13 protein-coding genes, 1 tRNA gene and 3 pseudogenes are annotated in these 19,776 nt (G+C 70.6%); 8 read left to right on the top strand and 9 right to left on the bottom strand.

Annotated elements, in window-relative coordinates; translation table 11 throughout:
• Positions 1–9: 9 nt before the first annotated feature.
• Entirely contained in the window at positions 10–2,775 is a 2,766-nt protein-coding gene (locus DTL70_RS14930) for a helix-turn-helix transcriptional regulator (protein WP_181860932.1), read from the top strand.
• A gap of 288 nt (positions 2,776–3,063) precedes the next feature.
• Positions 3,064–3,260, top strand: a pseudogene (locus DTL70_RS14925) (IS701 family transposase); the annotation flags it as partial.
• A gap of 11 nt (positions 3,261–3,271) precedes the next feature.
• Here DTL70_RS14925 and DTL70_RS33250 read toward each other — a convergent pair.
• Entirely contained in the window at positions 3,272–3,487 is a 216-nt protein-coding gene (locus tag DTL70_RS33250; protein WP_147266781.1) for a hypothetical protein, read from the bottom strand.
• Between the two features lie 102 nt (positions 3,488–3,589).
• On the opposite strand from DTL70_RS33250, the gene DTL70_RS14920 reads away from it, so the two are divergent.
• A complete protein-coding gene (locus DTL70_RS14920; RefSeq protein WP_114022402.1) occupies positions 3,590–4,162 on the top strand; it encodes a dihydrofolate reductase family protein in 573 nt (190 codons plus the stop codon).
• Positions 4,163–5,397: 1,235 nt separating this feature from the next.
• On the opposite strand, the gene DTL70_RS14915 is transcribed toward DTL70_RS14920, so the two are convergent.
• The 4 genes and pseudogenes from DTL70_RS14915 to DTL70_RS14905 all read right to left on the bottom strand — a co-directional run bounded on the left by DTL70_RS14915 (position 5,398) and on the right by DTL70_RS14905 (position 8,397).
• On the bottom strand, positions 5,398–6,285 hold the full coding sequence (locus DTL70_RS14915; protein ID WP_114022401.1) for a serine hydrolase: 888 nt from the start codon (positions 6,283–6,285) through the stop codon (positions 5,398–5,400).
• A gap of 442 nt (positions 6,286–6,727) precedes the next feature.
• Positions 6,728–7,566: pseudogene (locus DTL70_RS14910) on the bottom strand (transposase); the annotation flags it as partial.
• Positions 7,563–7,694: pseudogene (locus DTL70_RS34955) on the bottom strand (hypothetical protein); the annotation flags it as partial. The pseudogenes DTL70_RS34955 and DTL70_RS14910, both read right to left, overlap by 4 nt.
• Positions 7,695–8,320: 626 nt before the next feature.
• A tRNA-Pro gene (locus DTL70_RS14905) sits at positions 8,321–8,397 on the bottom strand.
• 428 nt (positions 8,398–8,825) lie between these two features.
• Between DTL70_RS14905 and DTL70_RS14900 the strand changes: the two genes are divergently transcribed.
• Positions 8,826–10,181 carry an NAD(P)/FAD-dependent oxidoreductase gene (locus tag DTL70_RS14900; RefSeq protein ID WP_114022400.1) on the top strand — a complete coding sequence of 452 codons (1,356 nt, stop codon included), beginning with the start codon at positions 8,826–8,828 and terminating at the stop codon, positions 10,179–10,181.
• Positions 10,182–10,344: 163 nt separating this feature from the next.
• Here the strand turns inward: DTL70_RS14900 and DTL70_RS14895 are convergent, their stop codons facing one another.
• On the bottom strand, positions 10,345–11,796 hold the full coding sequence (locus DTL70_RS14895) for a lipase maturation factor family protein (protein ID WP_425470367.1): 1,452 nt from the start codon (positions 11,794–11,796) through the stop codon (positions 10,345–10,347).
• Between the two features lie 248 nt (positions 11,797–12,044).
• Here DTL70_RS14895 and DTL70_RS14890 point away from each other — a divergent pair, with 248 nt between their 5' ends.
• The 3 genes from DTL70_RS14890 (at position 12,045) to DTL70_RS14880 (ending at position 15,113) form a co-directional block, all read left to right on the top strand.
• Positions 12,045–13,250 carry an FAD-dependent monooxygenase gene (locus DTL70_RS14890; protein WP_114022399.1) on the top strand — a complete coding sequence of 402 codons (1,206 nt, stop codon included), beginning with the start codon at positions 12,045–12,047 and terminating at the stop codon, positions 13,248–13,250.
• Positions 13,251–13,321: 71 nt separating this feature from the next.
• On the top strand, positions 13,322–14,005 hold the full coding sequence (locus tag DTL70_RS14885; RefSeq protein WP_114022398.1) for a response regulator transcription factor: 684 nt from the start codon (positions 13,322–13,324) through the stop codon (positions 14,003–14,005).
• 64 nt (positions 14,006–14,069) lie between these two features.
• Positions 14,070–15,113 (top strand): MsnO8 family LLM class oxidoreductase, encoded by a 1,044-nt coding sequence (locus DTL70_RS14880; RefSeq protein ID WP_114022397.1) that lies wholly within the window; start codon positions 14,070–14,072, stop codon positions 15,111–15,113.
• 77 nt (positions 15,114–15,190) lie between these two features.
• On the opposite strand, the gene DTL70_RS14875 is transcribed toward DTL70_RS14880, so the two are convergent.
• The gene (locus DTL70_RS14875) at positions 15,191–16,648 is read right to left on the bottom strand and encodes an acyl-CoA synthetase (protein WP_114022396.1); all 1,458 of its coding nucleotides are present in this window, start codon (positions 16,646–16,648) and stop codon (positions 15,191–15,193) included.
• 170 nt (positions 16,649–16,818) lie between these two features.
• Positions 16,819–17,583, bottom strand: a complete 765-nt coding sequence (locus tag DTL70_RS14870) for a bestrophin-like domain (RefSeq protein ID WP_114022395.1) — start codon at positions 17,581–17,583, stop codon at positions 16,819–16,821.
• 241 nt (positions 17,584–17,824) lie between these two features.
• Between DTL70_RS14870 and DTL70_RS33540 the strand changes: the two genes are divergently transcribed.
• Positions 17,825–17,989 carry a hypothetical protein gene (locus tag DTL70_RS33540; protein ID WP_181860931.1) on the top strand — a complete coding sequence of 55 codons (165 nt, stop codon included), beginning with the start codon at positions 17,825–17,827 and terminating at the stop codon, positions 17,987–17,989.
• A 975-nt stretch (positions 17,990–18,964) separates the two neighbouring features.
• Here the strand turns inward: DTL70_RS33540 and DTL70_RS14860 are convergent.
• Positions 18,965–19,612 carry an N-acetylmuramoyl-L-alanine amidase gene (locus DTL70_RS14860; RefSeq protein ID WP_114022393.1) on the bottom strand — a complete coding sequence of 216 codons (648 nt, stop codon included), beginning with the start codon at positions 19,610–19,612 and terminating at the stop codon, positions 18,965–18,967.
• Between the last annotated feature and the right edge of the window lie 164 nt (positions 19,613–19,776).

Raw genomic sequence — 19,776 nt, 5'->3', positions numbered from 1 at the left:
GAGGAGGTCATGATGGCCGGTCTGTACGGGCGGGGCAGGGAGCTGGGACTGGTCAGAACGCTGCTGGCCAGAGCGAACGGACCGGGTACCGGACTGCTGATCGTCACCGGCGGCCGGGGCGCCGGGAAGTCCACCTTCCTGGCTTCGGCGTCCCGGCTCGCGGCCGGATCGGGGCTGGAGGTCGTGCAGCTGAACGCCGCCGGGCTGTCCGGCGTCTCACTCCGGTATCTCCTGGAGGAACTGCGCGAGGAGCCGTTGGCGGAGTTCGTCGCCCGATGGCAGGGCTGGGTCGACTTCCACGCGCCAGGCGGCAGCCCGCGGGGCGCGGTCGTGGTCGCCCTCGACGACGTGGACTGGTGCCGTTCGGCCGAGTCGGCCCTGCGGATCGTCCGCAGGGCCGACGCGCGCTCGGCCCGCCCCCTGGTGGTCGTACTGGCCTGCCCGGACGATGTCACGGAACAGGCCGCCGCACCGGCCGCCGAACCGGCCACGGCTTGGGACGGCGAACCGGTGCACCGGCACGACGACCAGAGCCTGGCCGTGCTCTGCTGCCGGCTGCTGCCGCTGCCCCGGGAGGCGATCGAGCGGCTTGCGGCCGAGGTGCTGGGGATACCCCCCGGGCCGGAGATCATGGAGGTGTGCAGTTACGCCGGCGGCGTTCCGGCCCGGTTGATGCGCGTGCTGACCGGCTTACTGGAGGCCGGTGTGGACACCGCACCCGACGGCACCGCGCGGCCGCACCGCTGGGGCGTGCTCCCCCCACAGGCCCGCGCGCTCGCCTCCGGGCGGCTCACCAGCGTGTCCGAGAGCACCCGCCGGATGCTCGACATCGCTTCCGTCCTGGGGCAGTCCTTCGATCTGGAAGCCCTCTCGGCCGTTCTCGGCCACAGCCCGCTGAGCCTGCTGCCCGCCATCCGGGAGGCGCGGGATGCCGGGGTGCTGACCGAGGAGGGCTCGCTGCCGGCCTTCAAGGACCTCCTGGTGTGGCAGGCGGTGCGCGAGACCGTTCCCCGCCCGGTCCGTGGCGCGATCCTGCGGGACGTCGGCCATCGGCTGCTGGCCTGTGGCGGCGCGGACGAGCTCAGCGCCGGATACCTGCTGCGGGCGGCCGAGAACGGGGACCGCAGGGCCGCCTTGAGCCTGCCCGAGGCAGTCGCCCGCCGGGCCCGGGACGATCCGGTCGCCGCCTCGGACGTCGCCGCGCAGGCGCTGCGGCTGCCGCTGCTGGAGGAGGACGGCCGGGTCCGGCTCGTACGGATCAAGGCCGCCGGATTAGCGGTCCGTGGACTGCTGTCAGAGGCGGTCCACTGTCTGGACGAGGCGCTCAAGCGCCCGCTGGGACCCGGCTCGGCGGGGCTGCTCCACGCCCGGCTGGGAGCCGTGCACCTGTGCGCCGGCGACCTGGCGGCGGCCGCCGCGCAGGCCCGGCAGGTGCTGAGCCGGGCCGGCAGGCCCCGGGCCCCACGCGAGACCGCCCTGCTCCTGGACTGCTGTTCCTCCCGGTGGGGCAACGCCCGCCGGGAGCCCTGGCCGGCGGCGGACCGCAGGGACAACCGAAAGGACGCGGACCGGCCCCGGTGTGCCGATCCGGACGTCGCCGGCAGCCACCGCACCTGGTGCGAGGGACGGGTCGCGGAGTCGCTCGACATGCTGCACGAGAGCAGCGCGAGCGGCCCCGCACCGTCCTGGGGCGACCGCGTGGCCGCGACCTTCGCCGGAGCGGCCCGCGTCCAGTATCTGGTGAGCCTGCGCGGATTCGCCGAAGCGGAAGCCGAACTGCGCGAAGCCGAGGCCCGGGCCGATGCGAGCGGCGGCCGAGGGTGGCACGCGATGACCGGGAGCCTGCGGGCGCTGCTCCAGCTCGAACAGGGAAAGGTATCCGCCGCCGGGACGGCGGCCGAAGCGGCCCTCGATCTGAGCCGGCAGTACGGGACCGGCGCGCTCGCGCCGCTCGCCCGGGCGGTACTGGCCGTCGCCTCGCTGCGCCGGGTGGACATACCGGCCGCGGTGCGGCAGGCCGAGTTCCTCGACGCGGCGCTGACCGGGCACCGTTCCAGCTGGACCACCCCCTCCGCGCTGTGGGCCGTGCTACTGGTCACCGAGGCGCGCCAGGGGCCCAGGGCCGCCGTGCGGATGGCCGAACGGCGGCTGTCCGAAGGGGCCAGCCCGTACGGGCTGCTGCTGCACGCCCCGTACACGGCTCCATGGCTGGTGCGCACAGCGCTGGCCGCCAAGCTGCCGGAGTTCGCCGCCGAGGCGTCGGCCGCCGCGGGGTTCCTGGTCCGGAACAACCCGGGCCGGCAAGTGCTCGGCGCGGCGGCCGAACACGCGCGGGGGCTGCTGCGGGGCGACACCGCGGCGCTCCGGCGCGCTGCGGACCTGCACCAGGACCCCTGGTCCCGGGCCCAGGCCCAGGAGGACCTGGCAGGCCTGTGCGAAGACCGGAACACGGCCGTACACCACCTGGAGCGGGCCGTCGGCGCCTACGTGCGGTCCGGAGCACCACGGGACGCCGCCCGGGTCCGGCACAGCCTGCGGGAACGGGGTGTGCGCAAGCGCCACTGGAAGTGTGCCGACCGCCCGGTGCAAGGCTGGGCGGCCCTGACGGAGACGGAACGCACCATCGCCCGCCTGGTCGCCACGGGAATGACGAACCGCCAGGCAGCTGAGCAGATGTCACTCTCGCACCACACGGTGAACTACCATCTGCGCAGCATCTACCGCAAACTCGACATAACGTCACGCGTCAAGCTGGCCGCGATGGTCCATGCCTAGTACTCCAGCAGGATTTTTGGTGTCAGGATTTTTGGTGTCTGACCTGCGGTGCTCGCTGGGTGGCGGGAGTGTGGCGGGACTCCGAGCGGCAGGGCGGTCTCCTGGAGACCGCCCCTCGATCGTGCGCCCCTCGATCGTGCGCCCCTCGATCGTGCGACAGCGGGGCAGGTAGTGACAGCGGCAGGGCCGCTTGTCCAGGTGGCCACCGAGCACGCCACCGCGCACCGGGGCCTCGAACCGGATGTTCTCTTCCCGCCATCAGCCATCGCTTCGGGAGTGTGGGACTTCGCCGCCGCGCGCTGGGCGATCGAGGAGTGCTTCCACGCCGCGAAGAGTGAGGGCGGCCTGGACCAGTACGGAATCCGCCGCTGTGCCGCTACGTGGGCTGGTATCGGCACGTCACCTTGGCCATGCTCGCCCACGCATTTCTGGCCGCCACGGCACACCAGACCGGGGAAAGGAAACCCAACCGGTGGGGCGGCTGAGGCCATCGAGCTCACACCCGCAACACCTGGGCGGTTTCGTTCAGATCACCGAGGCCGGCTGCATGACCATCCGGCATCACCGGTTGAGGCGGGTCCTTCACCGCAAAGCGCTGTTGCGCTGCTGGTAGGTGCCGCAGCCAGGGGTAGGTAGTGCCCTCCGAGCCGAGCCGGTCGGCGAGACCGTCAGAAAAGATCGGGCGCGGACCGATGAGTTTCTTCGTGATCAACAGTCATAGATCATGGTTGGTGCGCCGCAGCCGCAAGTGTGGTCGAAGCGTGCGCCGATCCGACCCGCTGAGAACCGGATACGAGACACCGAGGAACCTTGGATGCGCACCTTGATCAGCACTGCCTTCATCTCGCTCGACGGCGTCGTGGAGGCCCCGGGCGGCGAGCCCGGCTACCGGAACTCCGGTTGGACCTTCAAGGACATCGAGTTCCTCCCCGAGGCGTTCGACATCAAGGGCCGCGAGCAGACGGAGGCCACGGCGATGCTGATGGGCCGGACCAGCTACGAGGCGTTCAGCCCGGTGTGGCCGGACATGGCGGACTTCGCCGCCTACAAGATGATGCCGAAGTACGTCGTCTCCACCACCCTCACCGAGGACGAACTGGTGACGGGCTGGGGCGAGAACACCATCCTGCGCTCGCTCGACGAGGTCGCCGCCCTGAAGGAGACCGAGGGCGGCCCGATCATCGTCCACGGCAGCGCCGCCCTGAACCAGAGCCTCTCGGACGCCGGCCTGATCGACCGCTACCACCTGCTCGTCTTCCCGCTCCTGCTGGGCGCGGGCAAGCGCCTGTTCAGCGCCACGGACAAGGACACCCAGAAGCTGAAGCTGGTTGAGCACGAGGCATACGCCAACGGCCTGCAGAAGAACGTGTTCGACGTCGTCCGCTGACACGGCTCCCGCACTCGCCGGGCCGCCGCGTCATCGGACACGGCATCGGCCGGAAGGTCCTGCTCAGTGGACATCCGGACACCGTGCGGGACCAGAGGAAGATCCCTGCAATGTGGAGTCCACATGTGAGGACCTGAACCGGGTCACTCGCGGACAGGGCCACGTGGATCGAAACGGCCCCCGTAAGGAGCCTTCAGTCCGACGCGCTACTCCGGTGTGTGTCCTTTGTCGCGGACCTGCCGTGGTTCCGCGGTCGGGCGGCTTTGGTGGCGCCGCCGTCGGATGTGTATGGCACCGACGAGTGCGGTGGTGCCAGCCCCCCAGGCCAAGAGCTGCCCGGCCGAGTTCCAGCGGGCGTTCCGGGCGTACTCGCACACGGCCCCGCTTTCTCTGCTCCCGTCCTGTCCGGTTCCAGGAGGCGCACGGGGCCAACCATGTCAGCGGGCTCACGTGCACGTTGCGCTCGATGGAGTCATCGGGTGCGGGGACATCGTGACCGCGTCACGCGGCGTCACGGATCCCACCGGGGGCGGCATTGCTGAGAACTGCCCGTCACCAACCTGTAGCCTGCCGGAGGTTCAGCCCGGCGAGATTTGCCGTGAGCCCTTCTCGCACGGTGTCGTCACCGGCCTCTGGCGCACAGCACAGATGACAAATACCTCGCTCATGGAGCCCGGCGGACGTGCAGTTCACTCTCGACCATGTCGGCTTCTTCCTGCCCGCGAGCCGTAGATTTGCGGGCTTTCCCCGTCCCGGCGCCGCGCTGGAGGCGATCGAGAAAGAATTCGGGCTACGTGGTGTCCGGAAGCCGTCGCCGTCAGCCAAGCGAGTTTTCCAGACAAGGCGGCCGTATGTGCCCCTGCACCTGTGTCGAGCTTCCGCGGGACGTGGCGGGCGTGGTGAACCAGCTTTGCCGAGATGACCTCGTCCCCGGCCGGAGCCACCCGCCCCGGTCCCGAGCGCCGGAGTGCAGCATGACATCGCTCGGCCGTGACCGGTTGCCCGTCATCGCAAGGTGTCTGCGCCGGTATCGCTGAAGCGTTGCCTGGAGCTGGGACCGTGCCCTGAAGCAGACCACGGTCGCAGCGTCCATCAGGTTGCCGCCGGTGGCCTGGCGCAGAGCCAGACTGAGGAAGCGGAACCGCCTCGCACGGGTTCTGCCGGTCGGACGCTGCCGCTGCCACGGTGGCGGGGGCTGAGCCCATTGGCGGAGAAACCGTGAAGATGCGGAGGTTTTACCGCAGGGTGTCGGAGGACCGGGAGTTGAGGTCCTTGTGGACCGCACGGGCGACGTTCTCGATGTTGTCGACGCCCTCGTCCATCGTCTTGTTGTCCTGCGAGAGCACGGAGATCGTGTAGTCATGGCCGGCGCCCGTGAACGCGCCGAGGCTGTGTACGCGCCAACCGTTCGAGGCCCGTTCCAGCCAGCCGTTCTTCACATGCACCTCGGCGTCGTCCGGCGCGCCTGCCGGGGTACCCCAACGCTGGGAGGGAATGACGTCTCCGGTGAGCTTGAGGATGTAGGCACGGGAGTCGTCGCTCAGCACCGGGTTCGCGTGCGTCACCAGCTGCAGAAGCTTTTCCTCGTCGTTGGCATTGACCTGGGTGAGTCCCCAGGCCAGGTCAGGGTCGAGGCTGGTGTTGGTCATGCCCGCGGCCTCGAGGAATCCGTTGATCTTGTCCGGTCCGAGCTGCTTCCACAGCGTGGTGGTGGCGTCGTTGTCGGACTTCGTGATCATGGCCGTGGCGAGCTTCTTCTCCTCCGCCGTCAGGGCACGGCCGTCCTTTTGCGCGTCCCAGAGCAGCGTGGAGAGGACAGTCACCTTCACCGTACTGGCGGAGTCGTACTTGTGGTCCGCATCCACGGTGCAGGTGGTGTTCGTGGTGCGGTCGTGGAGGCTGACCGACGTCGTGTTGTCGGAGACGTCCAGCGCCGAGTTGATGTCCTCGGTCAGCTGCTCGGCGAGTTCCGGACTGTCCGAGGTGCAGACCGCGGCCTGTGGAGTGGCCGCGTGGGCCGATCCTACTGAGGCGACCGTCGGTATGAGGACCCCCGCGGCAAGCACTGCCTTGGAAGCCAGGGCGTTGCGGGAGGTCTTGGTTATTCGTCGGTGCCGACCCATAGTGCGCTGTCCGTTCTCGCTGGTGCATTTCGTCACACGGGCGCCGTCGCTCGGCCGCAAAGGCTCCACGTTCTTGCTCCCATGCTCCTGCCCCGTACGACGAATCCATGGCGGGGGAGGTTCAAAAATGTGTCGAGTCACACAGGCCGAGAGTGAGGTCGACAATGCCCGCGACGAAGTCGTTGAGGCGGCTGCGGTCTGCGGTCTGTGGCCTGCTCAGCTGCAAAGCCTACGGCCTGGCGCTGGGCATCGACCAAAGCCTCTTGCCTCGATCTACCGTGAGGCCCGTCAGCGTGCTGACTGGCTCTCTCGGCTCGTTCGGGGCCGGAGGTCTCTGTGCGTGTGGAGGCTGATGCCCCGGCTGTCGCGTCGGGTGGGCGCGGTTTCCACGGTTCCGGCCGGGTGATGCCGCTCGTAGGGACGGGGCGTAGCTGGTCAGCCGGGGGTTCGGCAGGGCAGTGAGTCGTTGTAGGGCGTCGGTGATCACGCCGGTCCAGGGCCTTCGGCGAAGCGGAGGATGCGGCGGTGCCCGGTGGTGACGAGCTGAGCGGCTGCGGAGAACAGCCGCAGCCGTAGGCGTCGGGGCTCCCACCTGCGGGCTTGTCCGGTGAGGGCGAGCATCGGCTTCCAGGCCAGGAGACCGAGAGCGATCTGGCCGGTTTCCTGCCAGATCTGGTCCTGCGCGGTGTCGTGCAGGGGCAGGTTGCGCAGTCCGGTGGCCCGTGCGGCGTGCATGCGGTCCTCGGCGCTCGTGCGTTGTCGGTGCCGTAGCTCCAGTGCGGCGATCTGGACCTCGATCGTCTTGGTAGCGAGGCAGGTCAGCCGGATCCCGTCGGCGTCGCTGAGCCTCAACTGTGCTCCGGGGGGGGGCGGTTGTTCCTTGCGGTCGATCAGCCGCATCCCTTCCGGCCAGCCGGTCAGGACGTCACCGTCGAGTTCGGCGACCCAGGCCCCGTCACGGATCTCACCGTCGGGCTCGACGGCAGGGGCCCAGGGTGAGGCAGGAACCTTCAGCACAGTGCTGGTGGATGGCGGGGGAGATCACCATACCGACCGAGTACGACAGCCACCGGCCCCGCTGAGCGAGCCAGACGACGATATCGGGGTACCGCCGGCTGAGTCGGTACGGATCAGCGTCCGCCGTCCGCGCCGGTACCTCTTCGGCAGTTGGGCCGTGGTGATGTGGTCTGCGGCGGTGTTGCCGCCCGTGTTCCCCGGCCGCAGCAGACCGGCCACCGGCTCGCCGGGCCTCTCGTTTTTGTGGTTGAGGAACGTCGTCAATCGTTTCCGGCTGATGCGATGGATGTCGCGTTCGGTGGCGTCGACGACATCGGCGAGGTGGTCATCGACAAGGTTGGCGAGTTCGCGTTTTTGAGCGATGCCCACAGCCGTTCCACAGTGTTGAGTTCGGGTGCGTAGGCGGGTAATCGCTCAAGGGTGAGCCAGTCCGGATCGAAGCCGGCTGCGCATCGCGCGGCCCCAGTGGGCGGACAGTCCGCGCCGGATCAGCACCGCCTGCTCCCCGCGGTGGCACACCTGAGCTGCCCCAGGGCTTCGATGAGTGGTGGCGTCGTAGCTGACGGGCTTGAGGTGGAAACACAGACGGGGTCCGCAGCGTGGTGACCGGGAGCGGCGACCATCGAGGCGTGCTTCCAGTTCAGCCGATGGCGCAGGACCCGGTCGAAGCGGGCACAGGCTCTCGGCAGGTCGCAGCCCCGGCGCCGGTACGCTGACGGGGCGCAGCGGCGGGGTGCTCAGCGAGCCGTCGGTGCAGCGGGCCGAGCATCGTGCCGACCGTGCGCCGACGAGCCCGCCTTCTGCGGTCTCGGCTCCCTCGATGTGTTCCCACAGGGACATCGGGAGCTGTCCTCCGCGCTCCACCAGGTCGCCCTCGATCCTGACAGCGCATACCAGTCAGCCGATAGCCGTGCCAGGGACGGAGGAACTGCGACCACCATGCGACCACCACCCCGGAACGCAAAGAAAAGCCACCCCGCCTTACGGCGGGAGTGACCTATGTGACCTGCGAAAACGCTGGTCGGGACGGCGGGATTTGAACCCACGACCCCTTGACCCCCAGTCAAGTGCGCTACCAAACTGCGCCACGTCCCGGTGCTCGCTCGGTTCGGGGCTTTCCCCTCTCCGCTCGCGCACAAAGAACAATACAGCACTTCAGGGGGTGCTCGCCGCCACCCCCTCCGGCCCGGGACCGGGAGCGGGACCACCGGCCGGCTCCCCGTCCGGACCCGGGGCGGACAAGATCGAACGGCCCGGCCGCCTGGCTGTCCGGTCACCCCGCCTGGTGGCTGGCGGACGACTGGACGGGCGACAGCTCGACAGCTCGACGCCACGCCAGCACGCGACAGCACGTCGGAGAGTCGAACTCACGAACGAGGGCCGGGCAGCCGGACGACAACGGGGCCGACGGGAGTCGCGGCGGGGTTTCGCCGAGGCTGCGGGGGGAACCCCGGCTGGTCTGCGACAGACGGCCGGAGCCGCCGGAAGGCACCGGCCTCGCTCCAGGGGAGGAGGTCTCGGCTGTGAGCCGGTCCCGCATTGTGATCGTCGGAGCTGGATTCGCCGGGTACCAGGCGGCGCGCACCCTCTCGCGCACGCTTCGTGGCGCGGTGGAGATCGTGCTGGTGAACCCCAACGACTACTTCCTCTACATGCCACTGCTGCCCGAGGTCGCCTCCGGCATGCTGGAGCCGCGCCGGGTGTCCGTCTCGCTCGCCGGGACGCTGCCCCGAGTACGGCTCGTCCTCGGCGAGGTGGACGACATCGACTTCGGCCAACGCCGTCTTCGGTACGTCGACCCCGAGGGCCGTTCGTCGCAGCTGGACTACGACCGGTTGCTGCTGACCGTCGGCAGCGTCAACAAGCTGCTGCCGATCCCCGGTGTCGCCGAGCACGCACACGGTTTCCGCGGCATGCCGGAAGCCCTCTACCTGCGCGATCACGTCAACCGTCAGATCGCGTTGGCCGCCGCGGCGGACGATGAGCGGGAGGCGGAAGCCCGCCGTACGTTCGTGGTCGTCGGGGCCGGCTACACCGGCACGGAGGTCGCGGCGCACGGCAAGACGTTCACGGACTCGCTGGCCCGGCAGCACAGCCGCAACGGGTCGCCCGGGGACGAGCCTTCCGCGGACCGCCGTCGCGGGGGAAAGGACACCGGACGGTCGCGCTGGATGCTCTTGGACATCGCCCCGCGCATCCTGCCCGAGCTGGACCAGCGGCTCTCCGACACCGCGGACAGGGTGCTGCGCAAACGGGGTGTCGATGTCAGGGCGGGCACGTCCGTCAAGGAAGCCACCAGCGAGGGCGTGCTGCTGGACGACGGCGAGTTCGTGCCGACCCGTTCCCTCATCTGGTGCGTGGGCGTCCGCCCCGATCCGCTCGTACAGGACCTGGGTCTGGAGACGCAACAGGGTCGGCTCGTGGTCGACGAGTACCTCCGTGTGCCCGGCCACCCGGAGGTCATGGCGTGCGGCGACGCCGCCGCGGTGCCCGACCTGACCAGGCCGGGAGAGATCACGCCGATGACGGCACAGCACGCCGTGCGGCAGGGGAAGACAGCGGGACGTAACCTGGCTGCTTCGTTCGGTCACGGCGCTTCCCGGCCGTACAAGCACCATGACCTCGGGTTCATGGTGGATCTGGGCGGGGTCCAGGCGGCGGCGAATCCGCTGCGCGTGCCCCTTTCGGGCCCCCTCGCCAACCTTGTGACGCGCGGCTACCACCTGGCGTCCATGCCGGGGAACCGGATCCGTGTGCTGGCGGACTGGGCGCTGGACGCGGTGCTGCCCCGCCAGGCGGCACAACTGGGGCTGGTGCGCTCGTGGTCGGTGCCGTTGGAGTCCTCCTCGCCGGAGGTGGCCCGGGTGCCGGCGCCCTGACCGTCACCGGCCGGCGCGGGCTCCGGTGTTCGCATGCCGGTGCCGGTGCCGGTGCCGGTGTCCGTGCCGGCGATGGTGAAGCCCTGATCGTCCCGGATCGACCGCTGTAGGTGAGGGACATGGAGGCCATGCCAGGGTGACTGGTGAGGCCATGCGGGGGTGTCTACGATGTGCGGTTTCCTTGTTCCCCTGAGACGTGGACGGGCGGCAGGAACTCGCGCACGAAGGTGCGGTGCCACCACGCGCCGGTCTCCCGTCGCTCCTCACGCGTCGTGAAGCGGTAGCGGTACAGCAGAGCCCGCACGTGCGTGGGCGGCTGCTCGGGGAACGGGTTGGTAAGCAGCAGCCGGAGGGTCGGGCGGTCGTTGACCAGCAGACGCTCCACCAGCGGCTCGAACCAGCCCCTGGTGTAGGCGGGGGAGAGCGCGGCGAACCACATCTGCCAGTCGAGGCGAAGGTGGTACGGGGCGAACTGACGCGGCAGGCGGCGTACGTTGCCCGGCTTGCCCTTGAACTCGTACTCCCGCCATGCCGTGTCGGCGGTGAGCCGCTCGTCGTCGGTGCCCTCCAGCACGATCTCCTGGCGTACACGGGTGACGCTGCCGAAGGCCCCGTACGTGTTGACCAGGTGCAGGGCGTTGAACGACCGGTTCATCTGCTGCGTCCGGCTCACCAGGTTCCGGGCGGGCCAGTAGCTGAGCACCACGATCAGCAGCGCCGCCACGCACACCACGACCGCGAACCACAGCGGGGCCGCTCCGTAGGAGGGGGTGCCGCTGAGGGCGGACATGTCGACGGCGGAGAAGGCCAGGACGATAGTGAGCCAGTTCAGCCAGGAGAAGTTGCCCGAGAGGACGAGCCAGAGCTGCGTGAGGATGATCAGGCCCGCGGCGACACTGGCGACCGGCTGCGGAAAGAAGAGCCCGAAGGGGACGACGAGCTGGGCCACGTGGTTGGCGCCTACCTCGATCCGGTGCAACCGCGGGGAGAGGTGATGGAAGTACCAGCTCAGCGGGGAGGGCATGGGCTGGGTCTCGTGGTGGTAGTACAGGCAGGTCAGGTCGCGCCAACACGGGTCGCCACGCCATTTGATCAGTCCTGCCCCGAACTCCACACGGAAGAGCAGCCATCGCATCAGCCACAGCGTCAACACCGGTGGCGCGGTCCGTGCGTTGCCCAGGAAGATCGCCAGGAAGCCCGCTTCCAGCAGCAGCGACTCCCAGCCGAACCCGTAGAAGATCTGACCCACGTTGACGAACGAGAGATACAAGCCCCACAGCAGTGCCCACATGACCACCGACGCCCACAGGGGCACCGCGTCCGCGGCCCCCGCCACCACGGCGGCGGCGAGGGCGACACCGGCCCACGCACACGCGACCGTGACCCGGTCGTCGCACCGCCAGTGGAAGAGACTCGGCGCCGCCCGGAAGGGCACGCGTCGCACGAAGGCGGCGGCGGGCAGCAGCCCGTTCTCACCCAGCAGCGCGCGGAACTGCATGGCCGCCGAGAAGAAGGCGACGAGGTACACGGCAGCCAGGGCACGCTGGAGGACCAGCCGGCTCAGCTCGTATCCGGACGCGGAAAACCACGGCGTGAACCACTCCATGGCGGCCATGAGTACCACCCGTGCCGCACCCCCACGCCTGGTCTCTGCCGAGCGGGGCCGACGGGGCCGGTGGGAAGTCCGTGGATGCGGCACGCAACCTCACGACCCTCGTGCGGGGTCCGTAAGGAGGGAGCAGGCCGCAAGAACCGACTGCGCGGGAACTGACGCACGGGCCGAACCGGAGACGGTGCACGGGCCGGGCCCAGGCCCCGGTGCAGCAGCGGGTACGAAGACCCGGGTACGAAACAGGAGGTGCCATGACGCACGCGCTCATCATCGGCGGCGGTATCGCGGGAGCCACCACGGCGCTGTCGCTGGACAAGGCCGGGATCAGCTCCACCGTCTACGAGGCGTACCCGGCCGGCGCCGATGACGCGGGTGCCTTCCTCGTGCTGTTCCACAACGGTCTCGAAGCGCTCCGCACCATCGGCGCCCACCAGGCCGTACTCGGGGTCTCGTTCCCCGCCGAACGCGTGGAGATGATGGCGCATACGGGCGACAGCATGGGAGAACGTCCGGTCTCCGGCGGTGGTGCGGCGGGCGGTGCGGGCGTGCTCGGCCCACGTACTCTGCGGCGTGCGACGCTCTACCGCGCACTGCACGACGAGGCGGCGCGCCGTGGCGTGACCATCGAACACGGCAAGCGGCTCGTGACCGCGGACACCGCCTCCGACGGGCGCGTGAGCGCCCACTTCGCCGACGGCACCCGTGCCGAGGGAGACCTGCTCGTGGGGGCCGACGGGCTCCACTCGGTGACCCGCACCCTGATCGATCCGCACGCGCCGGCGCCCCGCCACACGGGGCAGATCACCGTGTGCGGGTACGCCCCGCGCGTCGCACCGGAGGCGGCCCCGGCGCCCGGTACCTACCGGATGATCCAGGGCAAGCGCGCCTTTCTCGGCTGCACCATGGCTCCCGGCGGGGAGGTGTGGTGGTTCGCCAACACTCCAGGGGGCGCGCTCGACCGGGAGCAGCTGTCCACCGCACAGCCCCGGCAGGACGCGCGCTGGCGCGACCACGTCCACAGTCTCTTCGCCGCCGACGCCTCACCCGCGGCCGACATCGTGCGGGCCAGCGCGGAGGGCACCGTCGCCACCAACGCCTACGACCTGTCCCGTACACCCGTCTGGTCGCGACATTCCATGGTGCTGATCGGTGACGCGGCGCACGCGGCAGCGCCCAACGCCGCTCAGGGCGCGTCCATGGCGATCGAGGACAGCGTGGTGCTGGCCAAGTGCCTGAGGGACCTGCCCACGGTGGCGGAGGCCTTCGCTCGTTTCGAGTCGCTTCGCCGTGAGCGTGTGGAGGCCGTCGTCGCGCGCAGCGCACGTCTCAACGACAGGGTCGTGCCCCGTCCTGCGGCGCGGCAGGAGGGGAGGCCTCGGCGGGAGGACTCGGGCAGCGACTGGCTGCTGGGCTACCGCATCGACTGGGACGCGCCCGTCACCCCGGCCACGGCGTGAGAGGAAGGAGCGCCGCGAGGCCTCTCCCACCCGCGGGCGCGGGCGGGAGCACTCCTTCGGGTGACTACGGTATGACCATGACCATCCGCGTGCTCCTCGTCGACGACGACGCCCTCGTGCGGGCCGGACTCCGGCTGATGCTCGGGGGCAGCCCCGACATCGAGATCGTGGGGGAGGCCGCGGACGGCGGCCAGGTGCTCGGGCTCGTCGAGGAGCATCGTCCGCACGTCGTCCTGATGGACATCCGGATGCCGACCGTGGACGGTCTCACGGCCACCGAGACGCTCCGCCGCGGGAGCCGGGCACCCGAGGTGGTTGTGCTCACCACCTTCCACGCCGACGCCCAGGTGCTGCGCGCGCTGCGAGCCGGTGCCGCGGGTTTCCTGCTCAAGGACACCCCTCCGGCCGAGATCCTCGCCGCCGTACGGAAGGTGGCCTCGGGGGAGCCGGTGCTCTCGCCCGTCGTCACCCGGCAACTCATCCAGCACGTCACCCCCGCCGGGTACGAGAGCCGCCGCGCCCGCGCCCGCGAGGCTCTTGGCGTGCTCGGGGAGCGGGAGAGCGAGGTCGCCCTCGGTGTCGGACGCGGGCAGGCGAACGCAGAGATCGCGGAGTCGCTCTACATGAGCGTGCCGACGGTCAAGACACACGTGTCCCGCATCCTGACCAAACTCGACCTCAACAACCGGGTCCAGGTGGCCCTCCTGGTCCACGACGCCGGACTGCTGGAGGAGGCCGGAACGAGCGACGGGTGAGGCCGGCGACCGCGCCTCGCCTCAGGGCCGGGAATCTGTGACGCTCGCAGGCGTTGCACCAGGTGTGACTTCATCGCGTCGGTTTCCCGTTCCGCTGTCCGTACTGGACCGCTCCCTCGTCCGCGCGGGCGAGCACCCAGGGCAGGCGCTGCGTGACACCGTGCTCTTCGCGCAGCAGGCGGAGAAGCTGGGCTACCTGCGTTTCTGGGTGTCCGAGCACCACGCGGTCCCGGGCATCGCGGGCTCGGCGCCGTCCGTCCTGGCGGCCGCCGTGGCCTCGGCCACCTCCCGTATCCGGGTGGGTACGGGAGGTGTGATGCTGCCGAACCACCAGCCGTTGGTGGTGGCGGAACAGTTCGGGGTGCTCGAGTCACTCTTTCCGGGTCGGATCGACATGGGACTGGGGCGCTCGGTCGGCTTCACCGACGGCGTCCGCAAGGCGCTGCGCGTCGGCAAGGACGCCGCCGAGGGGTTCAGCGCGCAGATATCCGAGCTGCTCGACTACTTCGAAGGCACCGGGCCGGTGCACGCACGTCCCGCCGAGGGTCTGCATGTGCCGCCGTTCGTGCTCGCCGTCGGTTCCGGCGCGGCCGTGGCGGCGGAGCACGGTCTGCCGCTGGTGATCGGCGCGGCGCGCGACGAGAGCCGGACGCGTGAGGCGGTGGAGACCTATCGCCGTACGTTCCGCCCGTACGGTGGCGCGGGCCGGGCGGGGGAGCGCCCGCAGGGTGTGGCCCGTTCCCCGTACGTCGTCGTCGCGGTGAACGCCGCCGTCGCGGCGAGCCGCGAGGAGGCGGAGCTCCTCCAGGTCCCCGAGGCGTGGTCGAGTGCCGTCTCCCGCACCCGGGGCACCTTCGCCCCGTTGCTCCCGGCCAGTGAGGTCCTCAGCCGCACCATGAGCGCGAAGGAGCGTGCCGCTTTCGAGGAGGCACGGCAGGCGCAGCTGCGCGGCACGGCCGCGGAGGTGACGGACGCCTTGGCCGCGCTCGCCGGGCGGACGGGCGCCGACGAGGTGCTGTTGACACTCAACACCCACGAACCGGCCGACCGTCTGGACTCCTACCGCCGCCTGGCCGAGGCCGCCGGACTGCCGGCAGGCCCCGGCTGACGTCGCGACGCCGCGACGCCTCGTCCACGCGGCCGGGCACCGGTCCGGCCCGCCCGGGAGGTGCCCGGCGCCGGACCTCAGCCCTGCTGTCCCGGCAGCTCCCTCTTGAGGATTTTGCCCATGTCGTTGCGCGGCAGGGCATCCAGGAAGCGGACCTCCCGGGGACGCTTGTGCGGTGCCAGCTGACCGGCCACCAGGTCTGCCAACTCGCCCTGGTGCGGGGGCTGCTGCGGCGAGGCCGGGACGATCCAGGCGACGATGCGCTCACCGAGGTCGTCGTCCGGCTCCCCGGTGACGGCGGCCTCTGCGACGGCGGGGTGGCCCAACAGCACGTTCTCGATCTCTCCGGCCCCGATCTTGAATCCGCCGCTCTTGATCAGGTCGGTGGCCTTCCGGCCGACGAGGCGCACCGAGCCGTCCGCGTCCCGGGTCGCCATGTCGCCGGTACGGAACCAGCCGCCGTCGAAGGCCTCCGTCGTGGCGTCCGGACGGCCCAGGTACTCGGTGAACAGGTGCGGGCCACGGACCTGGAGCTCGCCCACCGTCTCGGTGTCCTCCGCCGGAATGCGCTCCTGCGAGTCGTCCATGAGGCGGATGTCCACGTCGCGAAGGGGGAGGCCGACGGTGCCGGGCCGGGAGGTGCCGCCGGGCCGCACGCTGGTGTTCATCAGCGTCTCGGTCATCCCGTAGCGCTCGATCACCCGCTGTCCTGTGGCGGCCGTCAGCCTCTCGTGGTCGTGCAGTGGCAGGGCGGCGGACCCGGACACCAGCAGCCGCGCCCCTGCCAGTGCCCGCACCAGGTCGGTGTCGCTCGCGCAGGCGTCGGCGAGACGGTGGTACATCGTCGGCACACCGAACAGCATCGTGCCGCCGCCGGCCAACTCCCGAGCCACTCCTTCGGTGGTGAAGCGCCCCAGGTGGCGCAGGGTGCCGCCACGGCGCAGCGGACCGAGTACGCCGAGGATCAGACCGTGCACGTGGAACAGCGGCAGACCGTGCACCAGCACGTCGTCCGCCGTCCATTCCCAGGCCTCCTCCAGCGCGTCCAGGGTGCTGGCCAGCGCGCGCCGGGAGAGCACGACGCCCTTGGGCGGGCCGGTCGTGCCGGAGGTGTAGACGATGAGCGCGGCCGCTTCCGCGTTGGGCTCGGTGGGCGGGATCGGGCTGGCCGCCACCGCCTCCTCGCCCAGGTCGACATCGGTGCGCAACAGCGATCCGAGCGGATCCGGCAGCTCCGCTCCGGGTTCGGCCAGCACCATTCCCGGGGCGCTGTCGGTGACGATGTGCGTCAGCTCGCTCTCGCCGCTCCTGGGGTTCACCGGTACGACGGGCACTCCGGCGAGCAGCCCGGCGACCACCGCGACGGCCGTCTCCATACTGGGCGTCGCCCAGACGGCCACCGGGGCGCCGGGCTCCAGGCGGACCGCCAGGCCGCTCGCCGCGGCGGAGAGCTGCCGGTAGCTGAGCGCTCGCTCGCCGAAGCGCAGCGCCGTGTGTGAGGACGCCGCGTGCAGCGCGGGGAAGAGCAAGGACACCCGGGACTCCTTCGTGATCGCTCGCCTCTGAGTAGGGCCAGCATCTCACCCGCCCACGGCCGCGCGGCCTGCCCGGGTCCGGTCCGGCCGACGGGGTTGCGAAGGGGCGCCGATGGAGTGCCGACGGGTGGGGGAGCGGTGGGCCGGCGCACGCGCGCCGGCCCGTCCCGTCATCCGGTCGCGTGCGGGAAGAGCGAGGTGAACGCTTGAGTGGGTTCCTCCAGCCCTCGGGCGAACGGTGCGTCGAAGTGCCAGACCAGGAAGAGCAGGAAGGCGATCAGAGCGCTGAAGATGCCGGCCAGTACCAGTTCCCTGCCGGAACGCTGGATCTGGAGGGCGAAGAGCATGCCCACGGAGACGATGGCGCCGGCGTACAGACCGATCCACACGACCCCGGGCATCGTCGGCTCGGCACTGTCCGCCCGGGCGTTCCGCGCGGTGTCCGCCTCGGCGACCTGATCGACGACAGCCTGGTACGACTGGGCCTGCTGCATGGTCTTCGGTTCGTAGTCGGTGACGTCCGCGCGCAGCCGGCCGAGCATCCGGTCGCCCCGGTCGGTGAGTTCGCCGTGCTCGACCATGTGCGACCACTCGGTCTTCACGGCGTAGCGCACGTAGGACTCGACGTCTTCCCGTACACGTTCCCGTTCGGCCGTCGGGTACGTGCTGACCCGCTCGTGGACCTCGTGCAGCGCCTGCGCCTCCTGTGTGACGGTCGCCTCGGCCGCGTTGCGTTCCTCCCAGACACCCGCGATGGCCAGACCCAGCACGATCGCGTAGACGACGCCGATCATCATGGTCATGTATTCGATGACGTCCGGCGTCTCGGTCGGGTCCTGGTCGCCGCTGGGGCGCCGGCGTCTGCTGAGGACGACCGCGGCGACCACCAGACATGCGGCGAGCAGGCCGAGAACCAGAACGAGCCAGTCGGACAACAGGGCCTCCAGGTGTGCGGAGAGACGTATGTGGGTGGGGGGTGGAGCTTGTGGCAGTGGACTCGGAAGCGGGTGCGGCGGTGTGCTCCGGAACGTGTGCGTCGGCGCCTGCGCGCGGACCGAGGGGCGGAGGGGGAGGGATCAACCGCCGCTGGTCGCGTCGCCGGACGCCCCTGAAGCCGCCTGTCGGGCGCTGTTCGTCCGAGGACGCAGCGCAGCTGCCGCGAGCACGGCCGGCGCGATGACCAGCAAGGTACGGGTGACCATCGACATGGAGCCGTCGGGCTGCTGCCGGTCGGGGGAGAGGTGGCGGGGGGCCGCGGCAAGGCTGCGCGATGGCGACGGCTCGGGCGAGGTGGGCCTGGGTTCGTCCGGGGGCGCCGGCGAGGGCCGTTCGGGGGACTGAGGCGGAGCCGGTGTGCGCGCGGCGGGCGCCGCCGACCTGGAGGCAGCCGCAGACGGAGGTTTCTGGGCCGGGGGCGCCGGACTGGCGGGTGGCGAGGACGGCGGAGTGGGTGCGGGGGAACTCGGTGTCGGCTCAGGCGGCGTCGGGGTGGGTGTCGGCGTCGGTGTGGGTGTCGGCGTGGGCGGTTCCGAGTGGCAGGGCCGATGTCCGGTCGACAGGTGCACGGTGCCTTGCGCGGTCTGGATGGTCAGGGAGGACCCTGGACAGCCGTGAGGTCGCCCGGTCGTCGCGGTCACCTGCGAGTCGTCGGTGTGGACGGTGAGCTGGGAACCGCCGTCCGGCTGCGGACCTGCCGTGGTGCCGAACGACTGTGCGGTCCCGGCCGAGGCGCTGGGCCGGGGGATGGAGGTGCTCGGAGTCGTCGGCGGAGACACCGAGACCGGCGGCGGATGCGGTGAGGCCGACGGATGCGGTGAGGCTGACGGGTGCCGTGAGACCGCGGGCGCGCCGCCTGGGCCGGTGTCGGCGGGTGAGACGGCAGCCGCCGGGGCCATGGAAGAACCGTTCGGGGCATCCGCTTGTCGGGGCGTGAGGGAGGACGCACCGAGTGCCGAGGCCCCTCCTGCCGTACCGAGCGCGGCGCAGACAACGAACGCCGTCGTCAGTGTCCTTCGTCGTGTGTGGCCGTTGGCCCGCTCGCTGTCCCGTTGCTGCACACGCCGAGCATGGGGGGCGTGAGGGGGCGCGTAGAAGGCTTCTTGTCAGTAGTCACACGATGGACTGAAATGCTCGCACGTGAGGGGTGCCGCAACGCTCGCACGCGAGGGGTGCTGCGAGCCCGAACTGACGTGCGTGGGCGCGAGGTTGCGGACTGCCCGGCGTGCCGTGACCGCGGGCGGCCCACCCGCCCCGGGCCGGCGACCCAGAGCTGTGCGCCGGAGCGGGACGGGAGGGGCCGGCCGGGGCCGGTGACGGTCACTGCGCCTTGACGAGCTCCATGTAGCGCGCCCAGTCCCAGTACGGCCCGGGGTCGGTGTGGTCCGCTCCCGGCACCTCGTTGTGGCCGATGATGTTCCGGCGGTCCACCGGGATGCCGTGGCGACGGCAGATGTCGGCGGTCAGCGCGGCCGACGCCTCGTACAGGGCGTCCGTGAACCAGGTGTCGGGCTCGTCGACCCAGCCCTCGTGTTCGATGCCGATGCTGCGGGTGTTGTAGTTCCAGTTGCCCGCGTGCCAGGCCACGTTCTTCTCCCGTACGACCTGGGCGACATGGCCGTCCGCTGAGCGGGCCAGGTAGTGCGGGGAGACGGCCTTGTCCGGGTTCTGGAAGATGGCGAGCGCGTCGTCGTAGTACTCCTGGGTGACGTGGATGACCACGAACTCGATCGGGTACTCCGTCGGCCGGTCGGCCACCGTGTAGTTGGACGAGGAGGCGGGGATCCACTCCGCTTCGGGATAGTCGACACCGGCTGATTCTCTGGAGCGTGCCGCCGCGGCGCCACCGGTCAGCAGCGAGGCGCCGGTGAGGCCCGCGGCGAGGGCGAGGCCGGTTCCGCCGCGCAGCAGCGTGCGCCGGGAGGCCTGGCGGGTCGACGCGGAGGTGTGGTGGTGTGCTGAGTCCATCGTGTCTCCCAGTGGGGGGAAGAGGAGAGAGTGAGAAGCAATGGGTGCACGTGCGTGAGGAGTTGACGCGCGTTGATGATGGCAGCCGCCGGGAAGGCTGCCAAGAGCCGCACAACTGTGCCATTGGACTGACCTCTGGACGACCCGCGAGCCCCGAGCTGAGC

This window comes from Streptomyces diacarni (assembly GCF_003323715.1).
Lineage (GTDB): Bacteria > Actinomycetota > Actinomycetes > Streptomycetales > Streptomycetaceae > Streptomyces > Streptomyces diacarni.
Note: the sequence above shows the minus strand (reverse complement) of the source record. Positions and strands in the feature narration are given on the sequence as shown.

What these genes read in the sequence shown, in the direction of transcription:
- DTL70_RS14930 (WP_181860932.1), top strand. Translation starts at nt 10, where the DNA reads ATGATGGCCGGTCTGTACGGGCGGGGCAGGGAGCTGGGACTGGTCAGA.
- DTL70_RS14920 (WP_114022402.1), top strand. Translation starts at nt 3,590, where the DNA reads ATGCGCACCTTGATCAGCACTGCCTTCATCTCGCTCGACGGCGTCGTG.
- DTL70_RS14915 (WP_114022401.1), bottom strand. Translation starts at nt 6,285, where the DNA reads ATGGGTCGGCACCGACGAATAACCAAGACCTCCCGCAACGCCCTGGCT.
- DTL70_RS14895 (WP_425470367.1), bottom strand. Translation starts at nt 11,796, where the DNA reads ATGGCCGCCATGGAGTGGTTCACGCCGTGGTTTTCCGCGTCCGGATAC.
- DTL70_RS14890 (WP_114022399.1), top strand. Translation starts at nt 12,045, where the DNA reads ATGACGCACGCGCTCATCATCGGCGGCGGTATCGCGGGAGCCACCACG.
- DTL70_RS14885 (WP_114022398.1), top strand. Translation starts at nt 13,322, where the DNA reads ATGACCATGACCATCCGCGTGCTCCTCGTCGACGACGACGCCCTCGTG.
- DTL70_RS33540 (WP_181860931.1), top strand. Translation starts at nt 17,825, where the DNA reads ATGACCAGCAAGGTACGGGTGACCATCGACATGGAGCCGTCGGGCTGC.
- DTL70_RS14860 (WP_114022393.1), bottom strand. Translation starts at nt 19,612, where the DNA reads ATGGACTCAGCACACCACCACACCTCCGCGTCGACCCGCCAGGCCTCC.